This window comes from Bacillus sp. KS1 (genome assembly GCF_020075515.1).
GTDB lineage: Bacteria > Bacillota > Bacilli > Bacillales > Bacillaceae > Bacillus > Bacillus velezensis.
This window is the reverse complement of sequence record NZ_JACAWW010000022.1, coordinates 179,908-192,209: the sequence shown is the minus strand read 5'-3', so window position 1 is coordinate 192,209 and position 12,302 is coordinate 179,908. Positions and strand designations below refer to the sequence as shown.

At 44.9% G+C, this 12,302-nt stretch carries 18 protein-coding genes and 1 pseudogene; 8 read left to right on the top strand and 11 right to left on the bottom strand.

Features of this window, described 5'->3' with window-relative positions; translation table 11 throughout:
• Window positions 1–2 precede the first annotated feature (2 nt).
• Window positions 3–114, top strand: a pseudogene (locus tag HWY38_RS17675) (hypothetical protein); the annotation flags it as partial.
• Between the two features lie 15 nt (window positions 115–129).
• Window positions 130–330 (top strand): cold-shock protein CspD, encoded by a 201-nt coding sequence (gene cspD, locus HWY38_RS17670; RefSeq protein WP_003230776.1) that lies wholly within the window; start codon window positions 130–132, stop codon window positions 328–330.
• Window positions 331–383: 53 nt separating this feature from the next.
• On the opposite strand, the gene HWY38_RS17665 is transcribed toward cspD, so the two are convergent.
• Window positions 384–566 (bottom strand): hypothetical protein, encoded by a 183-nt coding sequence (locus tag HWY38_RS17665; RefSeq protein ID WP_012117812.1) that lies wholly within the window; start codon window positions 564–566, stop codon window positions 384–386.
• Window positions 567–726: 160 nt separating this feature from the next.
• On the opposite strand from HWY38_RS17665, the gene HWY38_RS17660 reads away from it, so the two are divergent.
• Window positions 727–984 carry a DUF2564 family protein gene (locus HWY38_RS17660; protein WP_007409519.1) on the top strand — a complete coding sequence of 86 codons (258 nt, stop codon included), beginning with the start codon at window positions 727–729 and terminating at the stop codon, window positions 982–984.
• A gap of 26 nt (window positions 985–1,010) precedes the next feature.
• On the opposite strand, the gene HWY38_RS17655 is transcribed toward HWY38_RS17660, so the two are convergent.
• Both HWY38_RS17655 and HWY38_RS17650 read right to left on the bottom strand, forming a co-directional pair.
• Window positions 1,011–1,193, bottom strand: coding sequence for a zinc-finger domain-containing protein (locus tag HWY38_RS17655; protein WP_040238014.1), 183 nt, complete (start codon window positions 1,191–1,193; stop codon window positions 1,011–1,013).
• A gap of 2 nt (window positions 1,194–1,195) precedes the next feature.
• On the bottom strand, window positions 1,196–1,867 hold the full coding sequence (locus HWY38_RS17650) for a ribonuclease H family protein (RefSeq protein ID WP_014418166.1): 672 nt from the start codon (window positions 1,865–1,867) through the stop codon (window positions 1,196–1,198).
• An 81-nt stretch (window positions 1,868–1,948) separates the two neighbouring features.
• Between HWY38_RS17650 and HWY38_RS17645 the strand changes: the two genes are divergently transcribed.
• From HWY38_RS17645 to sspL, 3 genes are read left to right on the top strand one after another with little or no spacing between them, the layout of a single operon-like run.
• Window positions 1,949–2,629, top strand: coding sequence for a queuosine precursor transporter (locus tag HWY38_RS17645; RefSeq protein ID WP_012117815.1), 681 nt, complete (start codon window positions 1,949–1,951; stop codon window positions 2,627–2,629).
• A 6-nt stretch (window positions 2,630–2,635) separates the two neighbouring features.
• Complete coding sequence (locus HWY38_RS17640) at window positions 2,636–3,028, top strand: reverse transcriptase-like protein (RefSeq protein ID WP_025649782.1); 393 nt, start codon at window positions 2,636–2,638, stop codon at window positions 3,026–3,028.
• A gap of 51 nt (window positions 3,029–3,079) precedes the next feature.
• Window positions 3,080–3,208 carry a small, acid-soluble spore protein L gene (gene sspL / locus HWY38_RS17635; RefSeq protein ID WP_003153575.1) on the top strand — a complete coding sequence of 43 codons (129 nt, stop codon included), beginning with the start codon at window positions 3,080–3,082 and terminating at the stop codon, window positions 3,206–3,208.
• Window positions 3,209–3,213: 5 nt separating this feature from the next.
• On the opposite strand, the gene HWY38_RS17630 is transcribed toward sspL, so the two are convergent.
• The 7 genes from HWY38_RS17630 to HWY38_RS17600 form a co-directional block, all read right to left on the bottom strand.
• The gene (locus HWY38_RS17630) at window positions 3,214–4,101 is read right to left on the bottom strand and encodes a 5'-3' exonuclease (RefSeq protein WP_224182289.1); all 888 of its coding nucleotides are present in this window, start codon (window positions 4,099–4,101) and stop codon (window positions 3,214–3,216) included.
• A gap of 93 nt (window positions 4,102–4,194) precedes the next feature.
• Window positions 4,195–4,341: a hypothetical protein gene (locus HWY38_RS17625; protein ID WP_224182300.1), complete on the bottom strand. Its 147-nt coding sequence runs from the start codon at window positions 4,339–4,341 to the stop codon at window positions 4,195–4,197.
• A 73-nt stretch (window positions 4,342–4,414) separates the two neighbouring features.
• Entirely contained in the window at window positions 4,415–4,672 is a 258-nt protein-coding gene (locus HWY38_RS17620; protein WP_224182288.1) for a YpbS family protein, read from the bottom strand.
• A gap of 67 nt (window positions 4,673–4,739) precedes the next feature.
• Complete coding sequence (locus HWY38_RS17615) at window positions 4,740–8,315, bottom strand: dynamin family protein (protein WP_224182287.1); 3,576 nt, start codon at window positions 8,313–8,315, stop codon at window positions 4,740–4,742.
• A gap of 183 nt (window positions 8,316–8,498) precedes the next feature.
• The gene (gene fbpC / locus HWY38_RS17610; protein ID WP_025284905.1) at window positions 8,499–8,594 is read right to left on the bottom strand and encodes a Fur-regulated basic protein FbpC; all 96 of its coding nucleotides are present in this window, start codon (window positions 8,592–8,594) and stop codon (window positions 8,499–8,501) included.
• Between the two features lie 72 nt (window positions 8,595–8,666).
• A complete protein-coding gene (locus HWY38_RS17605) occupies window positions 8,667–9,173 on the bottom strand; it encodes an isoprenylcysteine carboxyl methyltransferase family protein (protein ID WP_003153565.1) in 507 nt (168 codons plus the stop codon).
• A complete protein-coding gene (locus HWY38_RS17600) occupies window positions 9,173–10,273 on the bottom strand; it encodes a type III polyketide synthase (RefSeq protein ID WP_224182286.1) in 1,101 nt (366 codons plus the stop codon). The genes HWY38_RS17605 and HWY38_RS17600 overlap by 1 nt, the downstream gene beginning before the upstream one ends.
• A 164-nt stretch (window positions 10,274–10,437) precedes the next feature.
• Between HWY38_RS17600 and HWY38_RS17595 the strand changes: the two genes are divergently transcribed.
• On the top strand, window positions 10,438–11,046 hold the full coding sequence (locus HWY38_RS17595; RefSeq protein WP_224182285.1) for a GNAT family N-acetyltransferase: 609 nt from the start codon (window positions 10,438–10,440) through the stop codon (window positions 11,044–11,046).
• A 28-nt stretch (window positions 11,047–11,074) separates the two neighbouring features.
• On the opposite strand, the gene HWY38_RS17590 is transcribed toward HWY38_RS17595, so the two are convergent.
• Window positions 11,075–11,383 (bottom strand): MGMT family protein, encoded by a 309-nt coding sequence (locus HWY38_RS17590; RefSeq protein ID WP_014305272.1) that lies wholly within the window; start codon window positions 11,381–11,383, stop codon window positions 11,075–11,077.
• 231 nt (window positions 11,384–11,614) lie between these two features.
• Between HWY38_RS17590 and HWY38_RS17585 the strand changes: the two genes are divergently transcribed.
• Complete coding sequence (locus HWY38_RS17585) at window positions 11,615–11,884, top strand: hypothetical protein (RefSeq protein ID WP_007409508.1); 270 nt, start codon at window positions 11,615–11,617, stop codon at window positions 11,882–11,884.
• Window positions 11,885–12,302 lie beyond the last annotated feature (418 nt).

Sequence of the window (12,302 nt, the reverse complement as noted above, 5' to 3'; positions counted from 1 at the left end):
GCTTGACGCCCGCTCCCATATGGTGTATAGTTGAACCATCATTTAACAACGTAAACATACGTACGGTTGAATGATGACAAAATTTTTTTTAGCACGAAGGTGCTACAGTACTAGGAGGAATTAAGCAATATGCAAAACGGTAAAGTAAAATGGTTCAATAACGAAAAAGGATTCGGCTTCATCGAAGTTGAAGGCGGAGACGACGTATTTGTTCACTTCACTGCTATCGAAGGAGACGGATACAAATCATTAGAAGAAGGACAAGAAGTTTCTTTTGAAATTGTCGAAGGTAATCGTGGACCTCAAGCTTCTAATGTTGTAAAACTCTAAACTCAATACATGTTGATCAGATGACACAAATAGAGGAGAGGCGTATGCCTCTCCTATTTGATTGCCGTCTGAATCTCAATTGCGACAAGATTCTGCTTGCAGCGCTGCTCGATTTCTTCAATTTGTTTCTCCATTGACGGCATTCCTTTTTTCGCCATTTCCGCTAAACTTCCCAAATCACCGTATATTTCTTTAAATGTCTGCTGAAGGATTGTTTTTAAATCTTTATCATTCACGGCTGGTTTTTCCCTTCTCTCCCAAGATACCCTGAATAATAGTAAATAAGCCCTAATTAATCAGGTTCAATAGTTATATCGGCTTATTTTATATATTTTTTCTATTTTCCGTACATATTTCTAAAAAAAATCTCCAAACTATTTGCGGAGGTGTTTTTTAATGGACTCTGAATTTTTTCCAAACGGACTGACGGATAAACGCCAGCTTGAATTAGCGGTAGAAACGGCCCAGAAAACAACGGGAGCGGCTACCCGGGGCCAAAATTCAACTTTGGTGGAATCTGCTTACCAGGCGATTCAGGATGCCAGAACGATGTCACAATCCAGTGAACTGCAAGCTCTCGACCAGGATTTTCTGCAAAAGCAGCGAATGCTTCTCGACGATTGTCAGCATCAGCTCGATGAATTCGAAAAATAAAACCGCAGAAACTGCGGTTTTATTTTTTATTGATTTGCCAGCACCTTGCCGTAGGCTTTCAGCTTCTCCCCCACCGTGCATTGGTTGATGCAGAAAGAATGAGCGTGCGTTTTTCCAAACTCTTTGCGAAAATGCTTTTTTACGAAACAGTCTTTGCAATATTCATCCTGAAGCTCAGTCAATTCTTTATAAATGCTTTTTTTATCCAATATCAGTCATCTCCGTTACCTTCTAATGTTATGCGGCTTTCAATCTGCCGGTCCGAGAGAATTTTTCTGGCAAGGTCATCCGCTTCTTGATTTTCCTTTCGGTTTACGGCTTCATATGTCGGTGTCAGCTTTAAGGATTCGAGCAGCGCTTCAATTTTATCCAGCCATTCGTTTTGCGTTTCATCATAACACGGCCAGCTGCCGTCAAGCTGATGTAAAACGACGAGGGAATCCCCTCTTATCGTGATTGAATTTCTGCTTGCGCCAAGTTCCTGCACTTCCTTAAGCGCTTCGTACAAAGCGGCATATTCCGCCTCATTATTCGTCTGAAGCGTTAAGCTTTTGTTTTTCCGTATGCGGTGCCGCTTGCCGCCGAGAGAATAATACACGACAATTCCGAGTCCGGCGCGTCCGCTTGTTTTGTCAAAGCCGCCGTCGAAATACACTGTAATGTCGTCAGGTTCGTGCGCAAGCTCTTCAGTAAGCTTTTCTAATTCTTTAAGCGTCCAGCTCGCGCCTTTTTCATCCTCAAAATAAATGTCTTTTATATAAGGAAAGCGGCTGACTTCTCTTGCAAGCATGCGCGCTTTCGGAACGGTCAGCCAATCTTCGGAAAAAAACGCGACAGGGCCTGTTCCTTTTGCTTCTATTTCGATATACGGCTTAAGATTCATTGAAATCACCTTACCATTCATTAGTTGACGGGCGTGTGCTATAATCAAACCATTCTCAAATTGAAAGGAAGTCAGCAGGTTTTGTTTAACGATGTGTTATGGATCTTATTTGCGGTCATTCATTTTATCATTGTTCTTCTGTTTTATAAAGGATTTGGCAAAACGGGCCTATTCGTATGGATCGGTTTCGCCACGGTGTGCGCCAACTTGCAGGTTGTCAAAACAGTCGAGCTGTTCGGGCTTACGGCGACACTGGGAAATATCATGTACGGCACCGTTTTCTTCGCAACGGATGTGCTGAATGAAAAATACGGTCCCAGGGAAGCGCGCAAAGCCGTCTGGCTCGGGTTTTCCACTCTGCTCGCTTTGACATGCGCCATGCAGGGGGCTCTTTTATATAAACCGGCTGCGTCAGATATCGCACAGCCGGCCCTTGAGACGATTTTCGGTTTTCTGCCGCGTGTTGCGCTCGGAAGCCTCTTGGCTTTTATTTTCAGCCAAACGATAGATGTTTATGTATATTCAGCCATTCGGAGAATCTTTCCTTCAGATAGGCTTCTCTGGCTCAGAAACAGCGGAAGCACGGCGCTCAGCCAGCTGCTGGATACATTTATCTTCACTGCCGTGGCCTTTATCGGCGTTTATTCCGCGGGAGTATGGTTCAGCATCTTCATTTCAACTTACCTGATTAAATTTGCGGTATCACTCATTTCTGTCCCTTATGCGTATGCGGCAAAACGAATGACACCGAATGGAGAGTGACGGATGATGCCCGCTGAAATTTATGTAGACGGTGCAAGCGCCGGAAACCCGGGCCCGTCCGGTATCGGTATTTTTATTAAACATGACGGGAAAACAGAATCTTTCTCCATTCCGATCGGTGACCATTCAAATCAGGAAGCTGAATTTCTCGCTTTAATTGAAGGAATGAAGCTGTGTGCCGCCCGCGGATTTGAGTCCGTGTCATTCCGGACGGATTCGGATATTGTGGAGCGGGCCGCAGATCTTGAAGCGGTTAAAAACAAGGCTTTCCAGCCGTTTGTGGACGAAATCATCCGCTTAAAGGCCGGATTTCCATTGTTTTTCATTAAGTGGATTCCCGGCAGACAAAACCAAACAGCCGATCAGCTCGCAAAAAAAGCGATTCGGCTGAATAAATAACCGGAATGAAATTGCGTCTCACTGTTCATCCTACAAATGAGGTGAACAGCTATGAGAAAAGAAAATAAAGGCCGGCTGACCGGGGGCGTGAATCCTCAGGGAAATATGGAAGGAAATGCGCACAAAGACCCGAAATCAGCCCTAGAAAACAACGCAAAAAAAAGCAATACAAAACGCTAGAGGGATCAGCTGATCTCTCTGGCGTTCAGCTTTTCGAGCATCCTTTCAATTCCTTTTATCTGATGGCGTCTGAGCATTAATGCCGCCTCTTCCATCTTTAATGAGAAAAGCGCTTCTTCAAGCGTACAGACTAACGGCACCTCGCAATGTATTTCAGCAAGCTGCCTTGACAGCTCCAATTCTTTCAAGCTTTGCTGAATTTTCGTTTGCTGGCCCTTCGGCAAGAGAGCGAGGCTTTCTAATAAGCGGTCTATGTTTTGATATTCACGGATCAGCTTGTACGCCGTTTTTTCCCCGATCCCTTTAACGCCGGGATAGTTATCGCTCGTGTCTCCCATCAGCGCCTTAATGTCAATCAGCGCTTTTGGCGGAACTCCCGTTTCTTCTCTGAATATCTCATCTGTATATACCTTATAATTGCCGATACCCTTTTGCAGCAGAGCCACCTGAACTTGTTCATTCAGCAATTGAAGCAGATCTTTATCACCCGTTACAATCGTAATTTCCGCTTCCCCGGAAAATAGGGCAGACAGCGTACCGATACAGTCATCCGCCTCATAGCCTTTTATGCCGATGTTTAAAACCCCGAGCTCCCGCGCTGCTTCTTTCGCTAAATCAAATTGTGGAATCAGCTCAAGCGGCGGTTCGCTTCTGTTGGCCTTATAATCTTGAAACAAGTCATTGCGGTACGTTTTGCTTCCCATATCCCAGCAGCAGACGACATGTGTGGGCTGAAACGTATCAACCGCTGTAATAAGATGCTTTAAAAAACCGTTGACTCCGTTTGTGGGAATTCCGTTTTCATTTATCATAAAATTGCGATGAACGGCCGTCGCGAAAAATGAGCGGAACAAAAGCGCCATACCGTCAACGAGCAGTAATTTATTATTCATATATCGAAACTCCTTTTTATTCAATGTTCCTATTTTACCAAAGAAGGCGGTAAAAAAACAGCATCCCCCCATTTGGAAGATGCTGCCGTCACGTTATTCACCGTGTCTTTTATTGCTTGCCATCAGCTTTTCAGCTTCACGGCCGGCATAAGAATCAAATTTCTGTCCGAAGCCGTTTTTCTTTTTGGCGTTGTTATTCTGCTGAGCATTTCTGTTTCCCAGTTTTGTTCTGCCCATGATCATATCCCCCTTTAGAGAAGATACGGATAGTATGTACAGCAAGCGCTGATGACACACGCGGCAGGTTCATCCATTACTGTCTGCTGACGAATTCTTTCACCATCTCTTCACTTACGAATCGTCTTTGCGGCACGATGCCCTTTTTCGCCAGCTGGTTCATTTTTGCGGTAATGCCATTGATGGCATCTGTCGTGAACGGTTCATTCTGTCTGCATTTTACAACGGCTTCTTCAATGGCCTGTTCACGCTGGTAGTCAAGCTGTACAAATGTTTTGACATGCTGATGCTGTTTTGCGGAATGTGCTGAAATTGCTTTATGGACTTCTGACATAAAAGGTTTCATCTCGCTTTTTTCATTTTAGTCTACCACGACTGTTATCTGCCCGCCAACCGGATTTTTAAATTTTCAGCATTTCATCTTTCTTTTTCCATGCTTTTTCGGCTTCGTAAAGGTGTTCAATTTCCCTTGCACTCGTATTTTCCGCAAGACCTTGTAAATAAGTGTCCCGCTGCTCGCGGATCTGGGACAGGCTTTTATCCGCCATGTCTTCTTGCAGACGGCGCACCTGCTCAGTATATCGCTCTGAAAGGCTTTCTTTCTCCTGCTCAAGCCACTTTTCTGTCACTTTTTGCAGGCTGAGCCTGAGCCCTTCTACAAACGCTGCTTTTCCGTTCTGTTCAAAAAATTGCTTCGGTGATTTAACTTCCTTTATGTGATGTGAGAATACCGAGACGTCAATGACCGGAGCGACCTCTTTCAGCTGAACGGCAAATTCGTTTTCACCGCTCACATAAATGGAGAAATCTCCGTCTTCCATAAGCTTCTTCTGACAGTTTTCCATCCATTCCTCAGTCATATGGCGCTCAATAAAACCGGTCATCCGGATATCGAGCGTTTTCAGCTCTTGAATATATTCAAAACGGAATTCCTTGAGCGCTTCATTCAGCGCCGCTGATATATTTTGTTTCCAATCACCGTTTTGAAGGCCCGGATGGAAGGCGGTTTTCAGCATATCATTCGCATAAAACGTCAGGCGATGTTTTATGTGATAGAGCTGTTCTTCCGTATCTTTCATCACTTTTCGAATGATGACCTCAGACGTACGGCGCTTTGAAATGTCAGCGAGAGTTTTTTCATAGGAAGACTCCAGACGCTGTTTCTTTTTCTCTTTTTCTTCTGCCGACTGGTGAAGAGATTCGTGAAGCTGTTCCACCATATCGCACAATTTGTCCGCCTCTGTTTTCAGCTGGGCGCAGCTGGCCCTCATTACATCTTCCTCAATAAAGTGCTCAAGCCCGGTTCTTACATCAGAGAATCTGTTATAAAAAGCTGCTTTTTTACCCGCAAGCTCTTCTTTACTTGAGACATGATATAATTTCGGCCGGTTAATCCCCTCTTTTGAGAGTTCTGAGCGGACATAGTCTTTGACGGTTTCCAGCTCGCTTTCGGTTTTAGCCAGATCGGCGGCGTTAATGACAAAAAACATTTTATCCATGCCGAATGATTCTTTGACGAGGCCGAGTTTCTTCAGAAAAGACCTGTCTCCTTTTGAAAAAGAATGCTGATAGTACGTCATATAAAAGAACGCGTCAGCATCTTTTATATATTGAAAGGCAAGCTCCGTATGGCGCTTGTTTATACTGCTTGCTCCCGGCGTATCAACAATGGTGATGCCTTTTTGCGTGAGAGGAGAATCATAATACACGGTGACTTCTTTTACGCAGCAGGCCGTTTTTTCTTCGGCTGCGTACGGTTTTAAATCTTCAATCGGCACCGTCAGTGTCAGCCTTTGACGGATCTGTTCTTCATACGTATCAAACGCCTGCAGCATCGTCTGAATCACCGGGATGAGTTCATCCGGAACTTTTCCCTTTTTAATGGCATAGTTCCATCTCTCTTTCAGTGAACGCCCTTTTACATCAGCATCTTTCAGCTCAGTCAGCTGAAGCATTTCAGCGTCCAGCTCCTCCTCCGTTTTAAAAACGATCTCCGCAGATTTATGCGGTTTGCCGTCTTGCGGTTTCGTTATTTTGTTGATCGTAGCAGTTGTGGGCGTCGGTGATGACGGAAGCACGTATTCACCGACAAGCGCATTTGCAAATGATGATTTACCGGAACTGAATCCGCCGAATAACGCCAAGGTAAACTGGCGGTTTTCAAGCCGCTCAATCCTGCTTCGAAAGGCTTCTGCCTGTTTTCCTAATATGCTCGAGGATTCAAGAATCCCGGCAAGCTCATAGAACCGATCAGTCTGCTCTTTTATAGGAAGTTCCTTCATCGCATTTTTTTCGGGCTTGCTTACTTCATGCTGTACAGCCTCTTTTGGTTTCTTTTGGACGGGCGCTTTTGCAAGGCGTTTTTTTCGCGTATACCAGTCGCCGCTTCCCGTATCACAGGTCAATTCTTCTTCCCACAAAGCGCGGACTCGGGCTGCTTTTTCCAAGGCATTGCGTTCTTCTTTTGCCGATTGCGCGAGCTCATCCCTTATTTTCTTTTCTTTTTCGAGCCGGTTTTTCAAGTTCTCAATGAGCGGTCCGTTTTTTGTCTGAACATAAGCGGTCAGCTCCTCAATGAGTTCCGCTGTCTGTCTTTTGGCTTCCCTTCTGATCATTTCAGCAAGGTCTTTCGTATAAGTTAATACGTATTCAGATGAAAAGGCCGCTCCCTGCTTAAGGGCCTGAGCGATGATATCATCAGAAAGCGGTGTGCGGTACGCCTGGATTTTCTTGATCAGTTCGTCCGAATCCGCTTCATACCGCTTGGCCGCTTTCGTAAATGTGTCGATAATATGCCAATCCGCTTCCCCTTCCGTTCTTTTTTTAATATCGGCAAAAAATTCAGCATGCCTTCTTTCTTTCTCCTGAGCCGTTTTCGCTTTTGAAAAGAATAATCCGGTTTTAAATGAGGGCTGCTGTGATTCAATATAAGCAGATGCAAGCTCCCTCATCTCAAAGGGTGTCAGATTAGCGTTTTGCAATATGTTCTGCACGTCTTTTCTGATGTCTTTCTCTGCTGTTTCAGCCTGTTGAACGGCTTTTTTAAGCTCATTTTCAACAGAACGGACAAGTGCTTCTTGTTTGTCAAACTGCTCTCCGCTGCCGTTTTTATCATCTTTTACGAGCATCTCTATATGCTCTTTGACTAAGTGTGCAACTTTTCTCTCCGTTAAGGACCATAAATTTGTTTTTGCCTGCTGTTTCAGCTTCTGCAGATGTTGTTTCAGCTGATCCATGCCGTTTAAAGGATGGTCAGGCTCAGTGACAGACGTAAAGAAAAGCGATTCTTTCGGTATTCCCGCGCCTTCAAGCATATCTTCCACCTGCCTGCGGTACTCTTCAAACTTCGTTTCAGTTTCATCATGTCTGTCAATTTGGTTGACGATCAGAAACAAATTCGGAATACGGTCTTTGATGGAGCTGAGAAACAGCATATTTTCTTCTGAATGAACGTGATTATAATGAACGACGTAAAATAAAGCGTCAGCCTGATGGAGAACCGAAGCCGCAGATAAAAAATGCGCTTCGTCCGTCGAATCAATTCCCGGTGTGTCGATGTAGGCCGCATGAGGCTCTGACTCCTTAAAGCCGGCATAGACTTCCACCGTCTCAATTTGCTCACCGTCTCTACAGAATTGCTGCACTTGTTCTTTATCGTAACTTCCTTTGATCTCTGCATAAGCCCCGTCCGTCGTATGAAGCACGACTTTATCTTCACCGTGCCGGATGACAACGAGGTTGGCGCTTGTAGGAATCGGGCTTGTCGGCAGTATGTCTTCACCGAGCAATGTGTTTAATAAAGAGGACTTTCCGGCCGAATAATGCCCGGTGAACGCGATATAAACCTCTTCATCAGCCGCTTTTTTCATAATGGCCGCGAGCTGATCGGCCCGTTTTTTATCCTGATGATCCAAAAATTGTGCGTATAAGGCACCCGTTCTGCTGAAAATCTCCCTGTTATGGCGTTCTTCTGTCATGTGTCTTTACCCCTTTGTGTCTGTCGCATCAAATGACGTTTTTCATTTTTAGAAAGCTCTGAAAAAAACCTCTCCCCCATTTTACACAAGAATGGCTCACTTTTCTTCAGGAAACGCAAAAAAGCCGCCGATATCGGCAGCTGATAAAGAAAAAACACCCGCGGCAGGAAAAACCGCAGATGTTTAAGAAGACATCGATTTATTCGAAACTTTTTTCAATACGAAACCAATTAAAACACTGTATGTACAAACGGCTGCAAATAAAAATAACATTGTCATTTTCGGCACCACCTTGAATGAGAATCATTTTCATATTTACATCTTATCATGAGTGAGAATGATTTTCAATCTCTATTTTGCGGTGTTTTCTTCTAGCGCTTTCTCTTCGGCGCGAATCCTCACAGTGAGCATGCAGGCATTGAGAATCGAAAAGAGAAACAGTGTCCAATACGCTCCGTATAACAGCGGCAGAAAAATAAATTCTAAGATGACGACCGCGTAGTTCGGGTGTTTCATCCACCTGTACGGCCCCTTTCTGACAAGCTCCGCATCCGGCACGACAAGGATTTTCGTATTCCAATACCGCCCTAATGATAATAGCGCCCAATACCTGATCCCCTGTACAAATAAAATAATACATATAATGGCGGCCCATCTTGGAGAAAGCGTTTTTTGAAACGCCGCCACCTCAGCTGTAAGAGAGACAAAAAAGAGCACGTGCATCAGGACGAGAAAGGGATAATGTCCTTCTCCGTATTCGACTGCGCCTTGCTTTTTCACCTTTTGCTCATTGCGCCGGGCCACGATCATCTCCGCAATCCGCTGGGCCGCAAGCAGCATGATAAACAGCCAAAACATTAAGAAGCCCCCTTTTCCCAGCTGAACAGCAAAAGCTCAGACGAAAATCCCGGCCCGAGAGCGCCGATCAGCCCTTTTTCGTTTTCTTTCTGCCGCCCGTGGAGCAACTGTTCTTCTATCACATGAAAAATAGTTGCGGAAGACATGTTCCCGTGTTTTTGCAGCACCTTCCGAGATGCCGCAAGCTGACCGGTGTCCATTGAAAGACTCGTTAAATAGGCGTCAATGACCTTTTTCCCGCCGGGATGGGCAAGAAAGGTTTTAATGTCGTGAGGACTGACTCCATATTCAAATAAAAATTCATCAACATTGTCCTTCAGCCACTGTGAAACCAGGGTGGGAATGTCTCTTGAAAAAATGACTTGAAAACCGCTGTCGGTGAATTCCCAGCCCATCACATCTTCCGCATCCGGCATCATCACCGATTGAGTGGCGAATATCCGCGGAAGAAGCGGCTGTTTGACGTCGTTTCGGTTCGCCTTTTCTCCTCCGATTAGTACTGCGGCAATTCCGTCCGCAAACAGGGAAGTTCCGATTAAGTTGCTTTTTGACTTGTCGTTCGGCTGAAACGTTAAGCTGCAGAGTTCAGCCGCGATGACAAGCACGTATGCTTCAGGATACGCGCGGCAGTATTCGTAAGCCCTGGACAGGCCGGCCGCTCCGCCCGCGCATCCTAAGCCCCAGATCGGTATCCGTTTTGTTTTCGCAGAAAACGGAAGCTGATTCATCACTTTCGCTTCAATGCTGGGTGTTGAAAGCCCGGTGCTGGAAATAAAAAAGATCGCATTCACTTTTTCATATGGAAAGGGTTTTGTTAAACAATCCGGGTTTGTTAAACAATCAAGTGCCGCATGCGCACTATGCTTGACGGTTTCTTCCGTATACAGCCGGTTTTTTTCTGAAAAACCCCGTGCCGTTTTATACCATTCAATCGGCCGGACAAACTGCCTTGATTCAATTTCACCGTTTTGAAAGGCTTTTAACAGCCGGTCAATATCCTTAAATGAATCGGCAAACATCCCTCTCGCAAAATCCGCCGCCGTTTCTTGCGAGACATGATACTTCGGAATGCTCGTTCCGACCGATAACACATATGCCATGCCCATCACCTCTTCATATAAGGTTTCCGCTTTTTTCCTGAATGTATGCATAAGTGTGAATCGAGGATTTCACTGACATGCCATTTTAATAGGAAATTGGCCCTTTTGAATAAGAAACCGTTCGACTATACTTGATCCATTCATAAAAAAAGGTTGTGATAAGAATGCTGAAGCCTGTCATTCTTAAAGGGTCACTCGTTCAGTTAGAGCCGCTGGCGATTGATCACACTCAGGCACTCTGTGACGCTGCTTCTGAAAATAGGACGACTTACGCTTACACCCATGTTCCTGACGGAATCGAAGAAACAAAGCGTTATATTGAGCGCGCGCTTTCCGATTATGAAAAAAGACTTGCATTGCCTTTTGCAGTACGGAGTCTTGAAACAGACCGAATCGTCGGAAGCACGAGGTTTATGGATGTGGAAGTGTTTACGCGGCCGGCGGATGCAGCTCCGGAAGTGTGTGAGATCGGCAGCACATGGTATGCCTCTGCCGTGCAGCGGACCGGTGTCAATACGGAATGTAAACTTCTGATGCTGACTCATGCGTTTGACGTGTGGCAAGCTGTCAGGGTGACGCTGAAAACCGACGTTCGCAACCAGCGCTCACGGACTGCAATTTTGCGGATCGGAGCCCAATTTGAAGGAATCCGCCGCGTACACATTCCGGCTGTTGACGGCGGCCTCAGAGATACCGCCTACTACTCCATCCTTCGAGAGGAATGGCCTTATATCCGGCAAAACCTTTCTGGCCGGCTCGCAGCATATAACTGAAAAACCTGCCGATATACGGCAGGTTTTTTTACATATTCGGATCATGGACGTATAAATTGAGATCGATCCGTCCGTCTGACGTGACCGCTACCCCCTCAGCTTCAAGAGACAGCTTCTGTACAGAAAACATCTCTTCGTCTCTCAATCCGATTTCGCCCTTTGCATTGATGACCCTGTGCCAAGGAAGACGATGCTTTTTACTCATGGAGTGAAGAATCCTCACAACCTGCCTCGCTCCCCGCGGACTTCCCGCAAGACCGGCAATTTGACCATACGTCATCACTTTTCCTTCAGGTATCTGTTTGATAATGGCTACCGCCCGTTCCGTAAATGTCATGCAACTCCTCATTTCGACTAAAAATGATTTCCCTAGTATCATACAACAGTTTTGACGTCATATGATGATGCCTTACTCTGGAGGCTTAAAATAAGATGGTACGAGTTAATAAAACTCATGGGGGAAAATACTTTCTTATATTCACAAAAAGTTAACATAAGTTTATATGGACAAATTTTACATACAGTTATATAATACAGTTGTATCAAATAAAAAAAGGGAGTGTTTTAAATGAAATTTAAAAAAGTTTTAACCGGTTCAGCTCTATCACTTGCTTTACTTGTTTCTGCTGCTCCTGCTTTTGCAGCAAGCCCGACTGCAGATGGCGGGAGTCATAAAACTGCAGCTCCTCAGGCAGTGTTAAAAACTATATACATCAATGCTAATACACGTGGAGAACTTCTTAATGTAACAGTATTTGCTGGAGTTAAATACTATTTAAAAGATGCCAAGCAGAACAGTGATGGCACATGGACTGGTGAATACCAAGGTTGGTTTTAAGATTATCTAAGGGATAAGAGATTTTTCTCTCATCCCTTTTTTCATAGTTGTTTTCCCTACTAACCTCCTAAATACCATGATCAACGAAGAGCGTTGTGCGGCGATTTCAAGCAACCGTATTTCAAGCTCTGTCTCAGCAGCAGACCGTTGTTCCTCAATGCATTTTAGCAGAGTGTCTCAGTATGCATCCTTTTTTGTTCCCAACCATGCCGCTTTTCCTATGACTTAATTGTATTAATTGACAACTCACTCGTATTTCTGGGCAAGGTTCTTCTATTTCATGCCTTACGCACTCCTTATACTCCTTGGTGTGCTTTTCAGCCACCAATATTCACCGCCGCCTCTTGTATTGGAGATTCTGAAATGAATTCACCCTCGCAGAATAGTTTCTCCAGTTAGGAAAACACCTAAAATGAAT

Coding starts and splice junctions, on each gene's coding strand:
- HWY38_RS17595 (WP_224182285.1), top strand. CDS start 10,438: ATGCTGAAGCCTGTCATTCTTAAAGGGTCACTCGTTCAGTTAGAGCCG.
- HWY38_RS17620 (WP_224182288.1), bottom strand. CDS start 4,672: ATGTCAGAAGTCCATAAAGCAATTTCAGCACATTCCGCAAAACAGCAT.
- sspL (WP_003153575.1), top strand. CDS start 3,080: ATGAGAAAAGAAAATAAAGGCCGGCTGACCGGGGGCGTGAATCCTCAG.
- HWY38_RS17585 (WP_007409508.1), top strand. CDS start 11,615: ATGAAATTTAAAAAAGTTTTAACCGGTTCAGCTCTATCACTTGCTTTA.
- HWY38_RS17640 (WP_025649782.1), top strand. CDS start 2,636: ATGCCCGCTGAAATTTATGTAGACGGTGCAAGCGCCGGAAACCCGGGC.
- HWY38_RS17650 (WP_014418166.1), bottom strand. CDS start 1,867: ATGAATCTTAAGCCGTATATCGAAATAGAAGCAAAAGGAACAGGCCCT.
- fbpC (WP_025284905.1), bottom strand. CDS start 8,594: ATGACAATGTTATTTTTATTTGCAGCCGTTTGTACATACAGTGTTTTA.
- HWY38_RS17600 (WP_224182286.1), bottom strand. CDS start 10,273: ATGGCATATGTGTTATCGGTCGGAACGAGCATTCCGAAGTATCATGTC.
- HWY38_RS17630 (WP_224182289.1), bottom strand. CDS start 4,101: ATGAATAATAAATTACTGCTCGTTGACGGTATGGCGCTTTTGTTCCGC.
- HWY38_RS17605 (WP_003153565.1), bottom strand. CDS start 9,173: ATGTTTTGGCTGTTTATCATGCTGCTTGCGGCCCAGCGGATTGCGGAG.
- HWY38_RS17615 (WP_224182287.1), bottom strand. CDS start 8,315: ATGACAGAAGAACGCCATAACAGGGAGATTTTCAGCAGAACGGGTGCC.
- HWY38_RS17660 (WP_007409519.1), top strand. CDS start 727: ATGGACTCTGAATTTTTTCCAAACGGACTGACGGATAAACGCCAGCTT.
- HWY38_RS17590 (WP_014305272.1), bottom strand. CDS start 11,383: ATGACATTTACGGAACGGGCGGTAGCCATTATCAAACAGATACCTGAA.
- cspD (WP_003230776.1), top strand. CDS start 130: ATGCAAAACGGTAAAGTAAAATGGTTCAATAACGAAAAAGGATTCGGC.